This window comes from Balneolaceae bacterium (assembly GCA_034521445.1).
Lineage (GTDB): Bacteria > Bacteroidota > Rhodothermia > Balneolales > Balneolaceae > JAXHMM01.
The window spans coordinates 114,319-129,033 of the sequence record JAXHMM010000003.1 but is presented as its reverse complement, the minus strand read 5'-3'; the positions used below and the strand labels follow the sequence as shown (position 1 = coordinate 129,033).

General features: G+C 63.2%; 11 protein-coding genes. 4 read left to right on the top strand and 7 right to left on the bottom strand.

What is annotated here, in order from left to right; genetic code table 11:
* Positions 1-46 precede the first annotated feature (46 nt).
* Positions 47-1,351 carry an MFS transporter gene (locus U5K31_01020; GenBank protein MDZ7771321.1) on the bottom strand — a complete coding sequence of 435 codons (1,305 nt, stop codon included), beginning with the start codon at positions 1,349-1,351 and terminating at the stop codon, positions 47-49.
* 168 nt (positions 1,352-1,519) lie between these two features.
* Here U5K31_01020 and U5K31_01015 point away from each other — a divergent pair, with 168 nt between their 5' ends.
* Both U5K31_01015 and U5K31_01010 read left to right on the top strand, forming a co-directional pair.
* Complete coding sequence (locus tag U5K31_01015; GenBank protein MDZ7771320.1) at positions 1,520-2,059, top strand: hypothetical protein; 540 nt, start codon at positions 1,520-1,522, stop codon at positions 2,057-2,059.
* A 75-nt stretch (positions 2,060-2,134) separates the two neighbouring features.
* Positions 2,135-3,373, top strand: coding sequence for a Gfo/Idh/MocA family oxidoreductase (locus U5K31_01010; protein MDZ7771319.1), 1,239 nt, complete (start codon positions 2,135-2,137; stop codon positions 3,371-3,373).
* Positions 3,374-3,391: 18 nt separating this feature from the next.
* Here the strand turns inward: U5K31_01010 and U5K31_01005 are convergent, their stop codons facing one another.
* On the bottom strand, positions 3,392-4,924 hold the full coding sequence (locus tag U5K31_01005; protein MDZ7771318.1) for a sensor histidine kinase: 1,533 nt from the start codon (positions 4,922-4,924) through the stop codon (positions 3,392-3,394).
* Positions 4,925-5,150: 226 nt separating this feature from the next.
* Between U5K31_01005 and U5K31_01000 the strand changes: the two genes are divergently transcribed.
* Both U5K31_01000 and U5K31_00995 read left to right on the top strand, forming a co-directional pair.
* Complete coding sequence (locus tag U5K31_01000; GenBank protein MDZ7771317.1) at positions 5,151-7,913, top strand: UPF0182 family protein; 2,763 nt, start codon at positions 5,151-5,153, stop codon at positions 7,911-7,913.
* A 14-nt stretch (positions 7,914-7,927) separates the two neighbouring features.
* Positions 7,928-9,118: an MFS transporter gene (locus tag U5K31_00995; GenBank protein ID MDZ7771316.1), complete on the top strand. Its 1,191-nt coding sequence runs from the start codon at positions 7,928-7,930 to the stop codon at positions 9,116-9,118.
* A 13-nt stretch (positions 9,119-9,131) separates the two neighbouring features.
* On the opposite strand, the gene U5K31_00990 is transcribed toward U5K31_00995, so the two are convergent.
* From U5K31_00990 to U5K31_00970, 5 genes are all read right to left on the bottom strand, one after another.
* The gene (locus U5K31_00990) at positions 9,132-10,547 is read right to left on the bottom strand and encodes a DEAD/DEAH box helicase (protein MDZ7771315.1); all 1,416 of its coding nucleotides are present in this window, start codon (positions 10,545-10,547) and stop codon (positions 9,132-9,134) included.
* 235 nt (positions 10,548-10,782) lie between these two features.
* Positions 10,783-11,661 carry a sterol desaturase family protein gene (locus U5K31_00985; protein MDZ7771314.1) on the bottom strand — a complete coding sequence of 293 codons (879 nt, stop codon included), beginning with the start codon at positions 11,659-11,661 and terminating at the stop codon, positions 10,783-10,785.
* Between the two features lie 43 nt (positions 11,662-11,704).
* Positions 11,705-12,691: a universal stress protein gene (locus U5K31_00980; protein MDZ7771313.1), complete on the bottom strand. Its 987-nt coding sequence runs from the start codon at positions 12,689-12,691 to the stop codon at positions 11,705-11,707.
* Between the two features lie 93 nt (positions 12,692-12,784).
* Positions 12,785-13,927 carry a DUF368 domain-containing protein gene (locus U5K31_00975; protein ID MDZ7771312.1) on the bottom strand — a complete coding sequence of 381 codons (1,143 nt, stop codon included), beginning with the start codon at positions 13,925-13,927 and terminating at the stop codon, positions 12,785-12,787.
* Positions 13,920-14,591 (bottom strand): protein-L-isoaspartate(D-aspartate) O-methyltransferase, encoded by a 672-nt coding sequence (locus tag U5K31_00970; GenBank protein ID MDZ7771311.1) that lies wholly within the window; start codon positions 14,589-14,591, stop codon positions 13,920-13,922. The genes U5K31_00975 and U5K31_00970 overlap by 8 nt, the downstream gene beginning before the upstream one ends.
* Between the last annotated feature and the right edge of the window lie 124 nt (positions 14,592-14,715).

The following is a 14,715-nucleotide window of genomic DNA, read 5'->3' as shown; positions in this document are numbered from 1 at the left end:
TCTCGTAGAAACTCCGGCCAATTTACCACTTTGGAGCAACTTTTCATCATTTTTTATTGGCAGACCCTTCGGCCAGGGCGTGCTCCGCTTCGGGCACGCCCAGCATCAGCCAAAGTCCCAGGCAGAAGAGTACGACGATCACGCTCATGCCGATGCGCTGGCTGCCGGCCAGCCAGGTGAGCCAGCCCACCAGGAAGGGCCCCATGAAAGCGGTCACCTTGCCGGAGAGGGCAAAGAGCCCGAACATCTGGTTGCGAAGGTCCGGGGGCGCGGCCCGCGCCATCCAGGAGCGCCCCGCCGCCTGCACGGGTCCCACAAATACGCCCAGGATGAGCCCGAACACCCAGAAGAGGGTCTCCGTACCCACCAGTAGCACGGCGGAGGTCATGGCGATGAGCCCGGCCAGGGAGACCAGAATGGTCAGGCGACTGCCCAGACGGTCGTCAATCCAGGCGAAGAGGGCCGCCCCCACGCCGGCCGTCAGGTTGAGTCCAATGCCGAAAGTCAGTACCTGGGTCTCGTTCATCTCGAAGGTGCCCGCGGCGTAGATGCCCCCGAAGGCGAAGACGGTGGCGAGGGCGTCAATGAAGATCATGCGGGCTACCAGGAAGCGCACGATATGGCGGTACTGTCGCACCTGGCGGACCGACGTGCGGAGCTGTTTCCAGCCGCGGGCGGCAGCCTTGCGCAGGGAAACCCCCGTGCGGGGCGTGTCGGGGGTGCGCAGAAAGAGCGGCAGGGAGAAGAGCAGGTACCAGGCGGCGGTGAGCAGGAAGGTGGCGCGCACGTGCTCCGAGGAGGCCCTGTCGAGCCCGAAGGGCGCCTGCTCCACGTCGATGAAGACGTAGAGGGCCACCAGCAGGCAGGCCAGTCCCCCGGCGTAACCCAGTCCCCACGCCCAGCCCGACCAGCGTCCCAGCACGCGCTGCGGGGCCAGGTCGGGCAGCATGGCGTTGTAAAAGATGATGGCGCACTCCGAACCCACGGTGCCCGCGAAAATGAGTCCCAGCGCAAGCCACAGGTACTCCTGGCCCGGGGCCACATACCAGAGCAGTGCGGTGGCTGCGATGCAGAGCAGGCTGAAGGCGGCAATCCAGGGTTTGCGCCGGCCCGTCTGGTCGGCGATGGCGCCCAGGAATGGTCCACCGACGGCAATGAGCAGGCCGGCCAGGCTGATGGTATTGCCCCAGAGGGTACTGCCGGCCGTCTCGTCGGCGGCCACCGCATTGATGAAAAAGGTTGCGAAGACGAAGGTCTGGATAACCGCGAAGAAGGCGCTGTTGGCCCAGTCGTACATCGCCCACGAGAAGAGGGCGGATCGGGAATAGGCTCCGTCGGAATCGCTGTTCATGGCTTGCATGTCGGTGAACGGGAAGGCCGGCGCGGACCGATGCCGACCGCGGTCGGCATCCCATAGGTACGTCCTCCGCGCTCCATTGTCAAGTGCGCCGGTGCCTGGAACTTGTACCGCCGGCGCCGTCTTCGTATCCTTTGGATGAGCACCCATCAGATAGCAAACATGAGTTCTTCCTACCGTTACGAATATCATACCGACGGACAGACCGTGATCCTGTTTGACCGGGAGAGCGGGCGGGCCGTCAGCCGGGAAAACGACCGCGTGCTGTCCCTGCTCCGCTGGCTGCGGGAGGGCGGCCGGCGGAAGGAGCTTCGCCGCTGGTCGGTCTGGTGCGCACGGCGCATGAGTCCCTCCATCAAGCCCGTACAGCGCAGGCTACTGCGCGCCGCGGAGGCGCATCTCGACGGAGAGACCGGCGCGGAACGGATCGCCTCCCTCTACGAGGAGACCGAGGGCATGGCGGTGGCCACCGACACGGTAGGGCTTCGCCAGGGCAGCGCGGGCGCTCCCGCCTTCCTGGCCACGCGCGAATGCGTCAATCCCGACGCCTGGCAGGGCGCGCTTCGGTGCAGCCAGTACCTGAGCCTGTGGAAAGCCGCCCGGTCCGGCGCCTCCCCTTCCTTTTCGACCTCCCTCCCCCGACCGGACGATCAGCGGGAGGTGGACTTCCTGCTCGACCTATCCTCCGGCTTTTCAATTTAGCCCGCTCTTGCTTATCCTCTTCTGAACCGGGCGGCAGGCCCCGCCTTCCTCCGAACCCGAAAGCATAAACCCTATATGGAACATTTAAGAGTTGGATTCATCGGATCCGGATTCATCGCGCATTTCATGGCCACCGCCATGCAGCAGGTACGCCACGTGGAACTGACCGCCGTCTACCGGCGGGGCGGCGCCGGGGAGCTGGCCGAGAAGGCCCGCAAGAGCGGCCTGGGCGACTGCAGGGTCTACGACACGGTGGAGGAGGTCTGTCAACACTGCGACGCCGTCGCCATCCTGGCGCCCAATTACGTGCGGGTGGAGATCATGGAAGAAATCGCCGAGGCGGTGCGCAAGGGCGCCGGGCTGAAGGGCGTGATCTGCGAAAAACCGCTGGGGCGTACCGTGGCCGAGGCGCAGAGGCTGGTGGAGCTGGCCGGAAAGGCCGACCTGCTCACCTCCTATTTCGAAAACCAGATCTTCATGCGCGCCATCAACAACGCCCTGGCCCAGCTCGAACCGCAGATGGAGACCATGGGCAACCTGACCCTGGCGCGAAGCACCGAGGAGCACGCCGGCCCGCATAACGGCTGGTTCTGGGACCCCCGCAGGCAGGGAGGCGGAGTGCTCTCCGACATGGGCTGCCACAGCATCGCCGTTTCCCGCCACATCCTCACGCCTCCAGGCCGCGACCCCTCCTTCCTGCGTCCCGTATCCATGCAGTGCGACACCAGCCTGCTGAAATGGGGGCAGCCCACCTACCGCGACCAATTGATTGATCGCTACGGGGTGGACTACAGCGAGACCCCGGCGGAGGATTTCTGCACGGGCATCGTCACCTTCGAGAACCCCGATACCGGCCAGAGGGTCAAGGGACAGTTTACCGACTCCTGGATGTACGACAAACAGGGATTGCGGCTGACCATGGAGGGACTTGGACCGGGCTACGCCATGGAGATCAACACCCTGCAGTCACCCCTCGAGATCTTCATAGGAGACGAAGCGGCGGAGGCCGCCGCCGACGCGGAGACAGCCCTGGAAAAGGCCACGGCCAGCAGGGGCCTCATGGCGGTGCAGCCCAACGAGGCCGATCTGTACGGCTACGTGGGCGAGCTGGACGACATGACCCGGGCATTCCTGGAGGGACGGGACGCGACACTGGACTGGTCCTACGGACTTGAAATTACCCGCCTGGTGCAGGCGGCCTACCTTGCGGCGGAGGAGGGACGCACGGTAGACCTGACCGACGGGAAGGTGCAGGAGCGCCTGGACGGCTACACCTCGCTCATCGCGCAGGGCGAGGGGGCGCAGGTGCTCTAGCGTTCTCGGAAGGGAGGCCTAGCGGCTGGGGGTTTCCGCCGGTGCGGTCGGTACGGAGGCATGCTGCTCAAGAGGAAAAGTAAAACGGAAGGCGGTCCCATCGCGGCCGTTCACCTCCATCTCGGCCGAAAGCTGCCGGGCGAAAGTCTGTACCAGTATCATGCCGAGGGAATCGCTGGAGGCCAGATCGAAATCCTCCGGCAGACCGGGACCGTTGTCCGAGATGACAAGCAGCGCCGCCCCGTCCCTTTCCTCCAGTCGGATCGTCAGCACCCCCTCCTCCCCGTGCTCCGGCAGGAAGGCGTGCTTGAAGGCATTGACCGCCAGTTCGTTGATCAGCAGTCCGCAGGGAATAACCTGCCGCATGTCAAGATCGAGGTCCTCCACCTCCAGTACCAGGCGCACGTCGCCCTTTCTCTCGGCAAAGGTACGGCGGATGGACTCCACCAGGTCTCTCACGTAGGCCTCCATGCCGATGGCGGTGACGGCATCGGAGCGGTAGAGCTTGTCGTGCACCAGAGCCATGGACTGTATGCGTTTCTGGCTGTCGCGCAGCACCCGCCGCGCGGACTCGTCCCGGGTACCGTCCATCTGCAGGTCGATGAGCCCGGAGATGACCGCCAGGTTGTTCTTGACGCGGTGATGGATCTCCTGGAAGAGGGCGTCACGTTGGTCGACCGCCTCCTCCAGGCTGCGGGTCTTCCTGAGCACCTGCCGGCGCAGGGAGACGATCCAGGCACCCACTGCCAGCAGTACGCCTCCCAGCAGCAGCGCGCCCAGGAGCAGGTAGTGGCGCGGAATCCCGGTAAAGGCGAAGTCGTCGGTCGTTCGCGGAAAAAGGCTGTAGATGTAACCGCCCCTGTTGGGGTCGGTGTAGCGGTTGACCACGCCGGCCACCCGCACCCGGTCACCTATGCTCACCCGTTCAAAGTCGAAGGAGGCGTAGTTGCGGTGGAAGTTGGTCACATAAAACATCAGGGAGCGGTTTCCGGACTCACCGGGCGCGAGGGTCAGGTACTTGCCGTTGTAGCGGTTGCCCTTGCCCACCACCACGGCGGTTCCCGCTACCTGCATGCCGAGAAAACGCCCGGGATTCGCGTAGACAGTGTCGAGAGGAAGGGTGCGCAGGCTGCCGAGCGGCACCTGTCCTGCGATGCGGTAGTCAAGCACCTCCAGCTCCAGGAGCCCGTGGTAGTCCTGCACCACACCGAGCACCTCAAGGCTGTCGCCCATGGAGACCGGCCGATCGATGGACTCGGCAAAGAGGGAGAGTCCGGTGGCGCCGTTCTGCAGATAGATCTGCAGGTAGCGCTCGTGGTAGACGCCGCTGGGAGCGTTGGCCATCCCGCTCACGCGCACGGTATCGCCCATACGGTCGGAGGCGCCGTCGCCGTCGGCGTCACGGTAGATCTCCTCCAAAGAGAGATGGGGATGGGATGCATGCTGCGCCTCGCCGGTTTGCTGCCACGCCCTTGCGTAATTCCACCAGCCCGCCTGAAGCAATAACAGCGTCAGGAGAACCGGCAGAAAGCGTCTACTCCGTGCTTTCATGCCTGCAATTCCGCCGATTTAAGAGGTTGATTTTCTTGCGCTCGAAGATAGGGATTTCTACGTAGATATCATCACACAGTGCCTACTCTCAAGGGGAGGCGCGCACCGCTGTCCGACTCCCCCCCTATAGATTTCATATTTCGACCCAGAGTCGATACTTTGAACACATCAGAACCGGCACCGCCCCAGGCGTCGCCGCACCCCCGAAACCAAGCCCGATTTACGGATGAGCATCCTGCCGAACGTCTTCAAGAAAAAACGAACCTGGATTCTGCTGGTATTCCTGATCCTGCTGCTGGTGGGTGCCTTCACCGACTGGATCGTCGAGTACCTCTGGCTGGACGCCCTGGGCTACTCCCCCGTCTTCTGGACCATCAAGAAGACCCAGCTGCTGCTGATGGGCGGGGCCCTGCTGGTGGCCCTGGGCTATGTGATGACCAACATGAACCTGCTGGCGCGCAACGTGGGCAGCCTCCCCTCCTCCCCCTCTCCCCTGGGACAGCTTGACCTGGGGCAGATCGACCGCTCCAAGATCAAGGGCACGCTCATGGGCGCCGGGGCGCTGATCAGCGTCTTCTTCTCCATGGCCTTTTTCATGCGCTGGGACACCTACTTCCGTTTCCACTGGAGCGAGGTCTTCGGCCAGGCCGATCCCATATTCGGCAACGACATCGGCTTCTACGTCTTCCGCCTCCCCTTCCTGGAGCTTATACAGAACAGCCTGACCCTGCTGGTCTTTTTCACCGTGGCCGCCTGCGCCGTTATCTATCTTTATGCAGGCACTCTCTCGGTGCGGGAGGACGGCAAGGGGGTTTCCGCCCCGCGTCCGGTGTCGCGCCACCTCAACCTCAACCTGGGACTCTGGCTGCTGCTGCTGGCCTGGGGCTACTTCCTGGAGCGCTACCAGCTGCTCTACAAGGACAACGGGGTGGTCTACGGGGCTGACTACGTGGACATGAGCGTGACGCTCCCGGTGCTCTGGGTGCTCTTCGTGGCCTGCCTGCTGCTGGCCGCCGTGGCCTTCTGGCAGCTCTACAAGCCGCGCTTCAAATGGCTGCTGGGAGGAGCCGCGGCCGTGCTGGTCATCGGCGGCGTGGGACAGGCCGTGCTGCCGCCGGCCGTGCAGAGCCTGCGGGTCAATCCCAATGAGCTCCAGCTCCAGACGCCCTACATCGAGCACAATATCGCCCAGACGCGCCAGGCCTACGAGCTGGACCAGATGAATGTGCGCAACTACGAGGCGGGCGACACCCTCTCCCGCGCCAAGCTGCAGCAGAACCAGAGCACAGTGGACAACATCCGGCTGTGGGACCCGCGGCTGATCATCCAGACCTACCGGCAGCTGCAGGAGATCCGTTCCTACTACCAGTTCTACAACGTGGACATCGACCGCTACCGGACCGGCGAAGGGTACATGCAAATGATGCTCTCGGCCCGTGAGCTCACCGAGGAACTGCCCCCGCAGGCCGACACCTGGGTCAACCGCCGCCTGCAGTACACCCACGGCTACGGACTTGCCATGAGTCCCGTAGCCCAGGTGGGTCGCTCCGGCGATCCCCGCCTGGTGATACGCGACCTGCCGCCGGTGACCGAAATGGGTCTCACCGTCGACCAGCCCGCCATCTACTTCGGGGAGCACAACAGCGACTACAAGATCGTCAACACCGACGTACAGGAGCTGGACTATCCGCGCGGCGACCAGAACGTCTACACCAGCTACCAGGGAGGCGGGGGGGTCTCCATCAACAGCTTCCTGGAGCGGCTGCTCTTTGCCTGGCAGTTCGGCGACATGAACATGCTGCTCACCAACTACATAAACGAGGGCAGCCGCATCATCTTCTGGAAACGCACCCGGGAGCGGGTGCAGCGCATCGCTCCCTTCCTGGAGCTGCGCGACCGGCCCTACCTGGTGCTCAGCGAAGGCGAACTGAAGTGGATACAGGACGCCTACACCCTCACCCCCGACTACCCCTACTCCGAGCCGGCGCAGGGCGGCTACAACTACATCCGCAACTCGGTCAAGGTGGTGGTGGACGCCTACGACGGGTCGGTGGATTTCTACGCCATGACCGAAGAGGATCCCATCCTGAATGTCTACCGCGACATCTTTCCCGGCATGTTTACCCCCCTGGAGGAGATGCCGGAGGATCTGAAGGGACACCTGCGCTATCCCCAGCACATCTTCCAGGACCAGATCGCCAAGTACAACGTCTACCACATGACCGATCCGCAGGTCTTCTACAACAACGAGGACCTCTGGACGCGTCCCAACGAGAAGTACGGGGGACAGCAGATCCCCATGGAGCCCTACTACATCCTTACCCGCCTGCCCGGGGAGGAAGAGCTGCAATATCTGCTCATCTCCCCCCTCACCCCCGCCAACCGCGACAACATGATCGGCTGGATGGCGGCCAAAAATGATTTCCCCGATTACGGGGAGGTCTCCGTCTTCCAGCTTCCCAAGGAGCGCCTGATCCTGGGACCCGCCCAGATTGAGGCGAAAATCGACCAGGATACCGAGATTTCACGGCAGCTTTCGCTGTGGGACCAGCGCGGATCGTCGGTCATACGCGGCAATCTTATGGTCATTCCCATCGAGGACTCCTTCCTCTACGTAGAGCCGGTCTTCCTGATCGCCCAGGGCGTGGACATTCCACAGCTCCAGCGGGTGATCGTGACGGCAGGCGACCAGATCGCCATGCAGCCGACGCTCCAGCAGGGCATCGACGCCCTCTACGAAGAAGACGTCAATCCGGTAGCGCTGGACACCTCCGCGACCCCGCAGCCTCCCCCGCCGGCCCTCGGTGCCGATACGGCCGCAGCGGGCGAGGCGGCCACGACAGCCGCAGAGCTCACTTCCGAACAGGTCGACCGCCTGAGGACCCTCTGGCAGGAGGCGCGCGCCGCCATGCGCGACGGAAACTGGACCCTCTACGGGCAGAAAATGGACGAGATCGGGCGGTTGCTGAACGGATCGAACAACCCATAGGGGCTGGCGTCCAGGTGAAGCAGGCACCCATCTACTCCCGGCGGGAACCTCTCCAGAAGGTCCTGCTGCTGGCGGGCATTGTCCTGGTCTCCCTCAACCTGCGCCCGGCCCTCGCCTCGGTGGGTCCGCTGGTGGGTGCCATACGCGCCTCCACGGGCCTGTCGAACACCCTGCTGGGCCTGCTCACCACCCTGCCGCTGATCGCCTTCGGGGTGGTCTCCATGTTCACGCCGCTGTTCACCCGCCGTTTCGGTCTGGAGGGCACCATGGCGGGTGCCATGGGACTGCTGACCCTGGGCCTTCTGCTGCGTGTGCCCGAACCGGTGGGCGCACTCTTCGGGGGCACCCTGCTGCTGGGGGTGGCCATCGCCCTCGGCAACACCCTGCTTCCGGTCATCGCCAAAAGGGACTTCCCCCACCATACGGGCGCTGTCACAGGACTCTATTCCAGTGTGTTGGGCGTGGGCGCGGCCGCAGGCGCAGGACTGAGCATTCCCCTGGCCGAGGGCGTGGGACTGGGCTGGCGCTGGTCGCTGGGATCCTGGGCCCTGCTCTCCCTCGCAGGCCTGCTGGCCTGGCTGCCGCAGCTTCGCTACCGGGAACGTCCGACACCTGGACGCAGCCACCGCAAGGCGATGTGGGAACTGGGCCGATCGCGGCAGGCCTGGCAGGTGGCGCTATTCATGGGACTGCAGTCGCTTACGTTCTACGTGGTGCTGGCCTGGCTGCCGGAGCTGCTGCGCGACCGCGGCATGGCGGCAGGCCCCGCCGGCTGGATGCTCTCCCTCTCACAGGCCATGGGCGTGCTGGGAACGCTGGTCATCCCGGCCTGGGCCGAAAAGCTGCGCAGCCAGCGCGGTATGGTCTGGGTGCTGGTGGCCATGGAAGGGGTGAGCCTGGCCGGGCTGGCCCTGCCGGAGGCTCCCATGGCGGCACTCTGGGTCTCGCTGATCGGCTTTTCGCTGGGCGGGAGCTTCGGACTGGCGCTGCTCTTTATCGTGCTGCGCTCGAGCAACTCCCAGCGCGCCACCGAACTCTCGGGCATGGCGCAGTCGGCGGGCTACCTGCTGGCGGCCGCCGGACCCACCCTATTCGGGGCCCTGCACGACCTGACGGCCGGATGGCTGCTCCCCCTGGGCTTCCTCGGGGTCGTGGCAGTCCTCAAGACGTGGATGGGCCACGGCGCGGGCGCGCCGCAAACCTAGGCGCGGAAACGGCTCAGCGGGCCATGCTGACGTGGACCTTTCTTCCCTTCACCCGGGTCTGCTCCATCCCGCGAAGCACCTGGTCCACGTAGACGGCCGAGATATCCACGATGCTCTCCTTGCCCCTGATATCAATATTGCCTACTGCGGGACCCGGGACGTCGGTTTCGCCGGTAATGGCGCCCAGGATGTCCCCGGGATAGACCTTGTGCCGGCGTCCCACGTTGAAGTTCACCTGGACCACATCGCCTTCATCGGCGCGTTTTTCCGCAGGGCGTCCCCCCTTCCGGGTGGGCGCAACTTCGGGAGTCTCAGGCCGATCCATGTCGGGCAGGCTGTGTCCCACCTCTTTTTCGATGGCGCGCAGGGCCTTCCGGTCCCTCTGGGAGCAGAGGGTGACGGCGGTGCCGCTTCGGCCCGCACGTCCCGTGCGACCGATCCGGTGCACGTAGTATGCGGGGTCGTTGGGAATATCATAGTTGATCACCACGTCGATGTCGTCCACATCGATGCCCCTGGCCGCCACGTCCGTGGCCACCATCAGGTCCAGGCCGCCCGAACGAAAACGGGCCATAACCCGATCCCGCTGATTCTGGCTCAGGTCTCCGCCGATGTAGTCCGCCCCGAAGCCGCGCGAACGAAGCTGGCCGGCCAGCTTCTTCGATTTCCAGCGTGTGTTGCAGAACACGAGGGCCAGCTGCATGCCTTTGCCGGCCAGGATGCCGCAGGCGGCCTCCAGGCGGTCGGAGTCCCGTACCTTCATCACGAATTGCTCGATGTCGGGGGCGGCCAGTTGTTCCCGGCCGGTGCGGATCATCACCGGATCCTTCATGTAACGCTGCATGATCTGGCGGATGGGACCCGAAACAGTGGCCGAAAACATGGCCATCTGCACCGGCTGCCGGGCAAAGGAGAGAATACACTCCATGTCGTCCCGGAATCCCATATTCAGCATTTCGTCGGCTTCGTCGAAGATCACCAGTTTCAGGTGTTCAAAGGAGAGCGTGCCCCGTTCCAGGTGGTCAATCATGCGGCCCGGGGTGGCTGCCACAATCTGGACCCCGCGCTTCAGGGCCTTGATCTGCCGCCCGATGGATTGTCCGCCGTAGACCGACAGTACCTCCAGTCCGGAAATATGGCGGCCGAGGCGCTTCAGTTCACCGGTGACCTGCACGGCCAGTTCCCGGGTGGGACACAGAACAATGCTCTGCACGGCGCGCAGGGAGGGGTCCGCCTGCTGGACGGCCGGGATGCCGAAGGCGGCGGTTTTGCCCGTGCCCGTCTGGGCCTGACCCACTACGTCCCTTCCCTCCATGAGCGGAGGAATGGCCTCCTGCTGGACAGGGGTGGGGTGTTCAAATTGGAGTTCACGGAGAGCTTGCAATACGGGTCCGCTGATAGGCAGGCCCTGGAAGGTCTTTTTAGACATAAGAGGATAAATACGAGTTGAATGCAGGCACCCTGCGCGTCACTGCGGTCCAGGTACCCTGAACATATAATGAACCTAAAACCGAGTGAAACGGGGCTGTGCACTGAGAAGGGCCGCTATTCCGTCGTAATCCGAGAGGTAGGCTGTGCCGTCTGGCGCACCCAAGGTACGCCGAATCCCCGCAAGTTCAAAGAAAAAGCGTAACGGGGGGTAGGCCGCTCCACGGCATCCAGGGCTACTGCTGCTTATCCCCTTCGGCGGCCTCCGCCTGCTCGGCGGGACTGGCAAAGAGAATCCACGCCATCTCTCTCCAGCCCTCGGCCGCACGTATGTCCTTCCAGATGGCGATGAACTCGTGGAAGACCAGGTAGAGCGGGTTGTAGGAGTCGGGCGGTTCGGTGATGCCGTAATTGGGACGCTCCTGCTCGGGCACAAAGCTCCCGAAGATGCGGTCCCAGATGATAAAGGTGGAGCCGTAATTCTTGTCCAGGTACTTGTCGTCCTTGCCGTGGTGCACGCGGTGATGCGAAGGCGTCACAAAAAGAAACTCGATGGGACGAGGCAGCTTCTCGATGAGTTCGGTATGAATCCAGAACTGGTAGAGAACAGCAATCTGGTGGCAGATAAAGAAGACCACCGGGTGAAATCCGGCCATGGCCACCGGCAGGAAAAAAATCACCTTGAAGCCCTGCACCCAGGAAAGACGGAAGGAGACCGAAAAGTTGTACTGTTCCGAGGAGTGGTGCGGAACGTGGGTAGCCCACCATATCCGCTGCTCGTGGGCGACGCGGTGGGCCCAGTAGCGGCAGAAGTCAAGGAAAACGAAACAGAGGGGATAAGCCCACCAGGCGTAGGGAACCCGCCAGGGTACCATGTTATAGAAGAAGAGTACCAGGGCGAAGATACTGAGCTTGGTGAAGGAGCTGATCGTCACGTTGCCGATGCCGATGGCGGCCGAGGCCCAGAAGTCCTTTTTATTGTAGAGCTTTCGTTTGCGGTACCAGCCGAATCCCCACTCCAGGAAGACAAGGGCGAACATGACTGGGGCCGCGTAGATGATAATGGGAGGAAGGCCCATCGCGGTAAGCTCCTCGATGGTAATAAGTTCGGGCATGGGGTAGGATGAATCTCAAATAATTTGCGGTGTGAGGACGATATCAGGTGTCCTCGCGCCGCACCGAACGGACGGTAAGCACCGGCTTGTCGACGTGCTGCGCAACCTTTTCGGTGGTGGAGCCCAGAAAGAAATGGGCGAGTCCACTATGGCCGTGGGTGGCCATGACGACCAGGTCGGCGTACTCCCCGGCGTACTCCTCGATGGCGTAGTGGGCGGAGACGCCCTTGCGTATTTCGGTCCTGGCGGGGATGGCGTGGCTGCCCGCCCCCTCGGTCACCACCAGGCGGTCTTCAAAATCGACCTCCCCGCGCTGCAGATCAACGCTATCCATGCCTCGGTCGATAAGATAATCCTCCAGGCTGTCGAGGAGTCCTTCGTAGATGTTTACCTCGTCGGGCAGGTTGGGATTCTGCGTGACCTTCTCGGCCAGGCTGCCGTACAGCTCGGTGACGTGGAAAAAGGTAATCTCGGCGTCGTAGGTGTCGGCCACGGCCAGGGCAAGCGGCAGGGCCTCCCAGGAGGCGGAGGAGCCGTCGGTGGGATAGAGAATGTGCTTGAGTCCCCCCGGCGACAGGCGCTGGTCGACCGTGAATACGGGGACCGGCGAGTGTCGGATCACCTTTTCGGTGACTGAACCCCGGAGCATCTCTGTCTCATGCTTGCCGTGGGTGGCCATGACGACAAGATCGTAGCCGTGGTCGCCGGCGTATTCAGCAATGGCTTCCGAGGGCTTGCGGTCGATGCGCACCACCGCCTCCCCTCGATTGTCTTCGTGGATATAGTCATCCATCAGGCTTCCCAACCGGTGCTGAGCCTCCTCCTGCGCATGGGGATAGAGATCGTTCTCCATATCGAGGGGCGCTCCCATCCTGGAAAGACTCTCCCCGAAATAGCGCAGGGTGGGAATAACGTGGATAAAATCCACCGTCGATCCGAAACGTCCCGCAATTTCCTGCGCGTGGGTGTAGGCGGGGACCGCCCCCTCCGAAAAGTCCGTTGGCACCAGTATCTTCCTTATTTCCTTCATATTAGCTCCCGATTCATTCCGTTAAACGATTGTGTGGTCCGGGCCGCTCTTGCGGCCCCGTCTGTCCCGATACGGTATAACCCGTGGTGCGGGCTATTCATTCCTACCGTCCCCGCCCATGCGCCGCTGCATACGCTCCAGTGCCACCACCATTAGCAGTCCCGCCGCAGCGCCGGCAGCGCCGGCCGCGCTTTCGCCGGGTTGCTCCCGGGGAGCGGGAAGCTCCGGTGTGGAGCGCACCAGTTTTTTCTGGACCCGCAGAATCTCCACTTGCCGGGGGGCTCCCTGCACATCCGGGTTCAGCACCTCGCCCAGCCTCTCGAACTCCGGCAGGTCAGGATCCTCCTGCCGGTCGCGAAGGTCGCCCGCCCGGTCGCTGCCGACCTCCACCACGGCCTCCACACGGGTAAACTCGCGGTATTCACGCTGCTGCCAGGGCCAGATCATATAGAGCGACCCCACCAGGAAACCGATGAGTACCGCCAGGGTGGGGCCGTAGTGCCGGTCCAGCAGCCAGGAAAGCAGTCGTGTAAAGAGGGCCAGTCCCACCGCAGCCCCGCCGAAGAAGGGCAATAGCGCCAGCAGCCCTTCGACAGTGGCGGAGCCGCCGAGCAGGGCGAGCTGACTCAGGATATAGTCGTATTTTCCCAGAATGAGCAACAGGTAGGAACCCGAGATACCCGGCAGGACCATGGCGCAGATGGCCACCGACCCGCTCAGAAAGACGAAGAGCGGGGTTTCCGGCGTGGCGGCGGGCACCAGGGTCACCGTCCACCAGCCCGCAAGGGCGCCGGCGGCCAGCAGCAGGGCGTGGGCCCACCCGAAGTGCTCAAGCGCCTTGACCAGGATAAAAATGGAGCCCAGTATAAGCCCGAAAAAGAGTCCGTAGATCAGCTCGGGGTGGGTATGCATGTAGATCTGCAAGGGCACCACCCGGGTGAAGAAGACCACGGCCAGCAGGATGCCGCCCACCAAGAGGACCAGAAAGCGCCAGTGGACCCCCGCCAGGGCCTCCCTCCAGCGAAGGCGGAGAAGACACCGGAAGAAGGACAGGTCCACGCTCCGTATGGCATGAATGAGACGGGAATAGATGCCCAGGATCAAGGCCATGGTACCGCCGCTGACACCGGGGATGATGTCGGCCGATCCCATGACGAATCCGCGGGAGATAAGTCCCGGCCACTCGCTCCAGGAGGTTGGGTCGGTTTTGGCGGCGTCTCCTTCCTCCCTACTCATCGCTCCACCCTTTTTCGCCGATGAGGGGCACAAACTTGAAATGGGAAAAGCGCTCCTCCTCGAATTCATCCTCTCGAATCTTGGTGACGCGCACCATCTCCTGCTTGCGCGAATCGCCCACGGGCACCACCAGCCTCCCGTTCACCATAAGCTGATCCAGCAGTCCCGAGGGCACCTCCGGGGCCCCGGCCGTCACCACGATGCCATCGTAGGGGGCGTAGGCCGACCAGCCCAGGGTGCCGTCGCCCAGCTTGAGCTGCACGTGACAGCCCATTTCGCGCAGCTTGGTACGGGCCCGCTCGTAGAGCTCCTCGTGACGCTCCACACTGTAGACCTCCGCGCCCAGATCGTGCAGGATGGCGGCCTGGTAGCCCGAGCCTGTGCCGATCTCCAATACCTTTTCGCCGGGCATGATCTTCAGCAGTTCGGTTTGCCGCGCCACGGTATAGGGCTGGGAGATGGTCTGGCGCTTGCCGATGGGGAGGGCGGTATCCTCGTAGGCGCGGTCTTCAAGGGCCGTATCGATGAAACGGTGCCGGGGAACCCGGCCGAACACCTCCAGTACGCGATCGTCTTCGATGCCCTTTTCCCTGAGGGTCTCCACCAGCCGCCGGCGCCTCTGCCTGAACTTCAGGTTGTTGCGTTCGGACCCCCAAATGCTCATCGGATGGTGTTCGATTCTGGAATTTTGAATAACATACAAAAACTTACGGAACTTGAATCAAAGATACGGACTTTAATTCAGTCAACGGATGCATCAAAGGACGCGTCCGACGCAACAAACGAAT

Bases quoted from the DNA above. Each gene is read 5' to 3' on its own strand.
- U5K31_01020 (MDZ7771321.1), bottom strand. From the start codon at position 1,351: ATGAACAGCGATTCCGACGGAGCCTATTCCCGATCCGCCCTCTTCTCG.
- U5K31_01015 (MDZ7771320.1), top strand. From the start codon at position 1,520: ATGAGTTCTTCCTACCGTTACGAATATCATACCGACGGACAGACCGTG.
- U5K31_01010 (MDZ7771319.1), top strand. From the start codon at position 2,135: ATGGAACATTTAAGAGTTGGATTCATCGGATCCGGATTCATCGCGCAT.
- U5K31_01005 (MDZ7771318.1), bottom strand. From the start codon at position 4,924: ATGAAAGCACGGAGTAGACGCTTTCTGCCGGTTCTCCTGACGCTGTTA.
- U5K31_01000 (MDZ7771317.1), top strand. From the start codon at position 5,151: ATGAGCATCCTGCCGAACGTCTTCAAGAAAAAACGAACCTGGATTCTG.
- U5K31_00990 (MDZ7771315.1), bottom strand. From the start codon at position 10,547: ATGTCTAAAAAGACCTTCCAGGGCCTGCCTATCAGCGGACCCGTATTG.
- U5K31_00985 (MDZ7771314.1), bottom strand. From the start codon at position 11,661: ATGCCCGAACTTATTACCATCGAGGAGCTTACCGCGATGGGCCTTCCT.
- U5K31_00980 (MDZ7771313.1), bottom strand. From the start codon at position 12,691: ATGAAGGAAATAAGGAAGATACTGGTGCCAACGGACTTTTCGGAGGGG.
- U5K31_00975 (MDZ7771312.1), bottom strand. From the start codon at position 13,927: ATGAGTAGGGAGGAAGGAGACGCCGCCAAAACCGACCCAACCTCCTGG.
- U5K31_00970 (MDZ7771311.1), bottom strand. From the start codon at position 14,591: ATGAGCATTTGGGGGTCCGAACGCAACAACCTGAAGTTCAGGCAGAGG.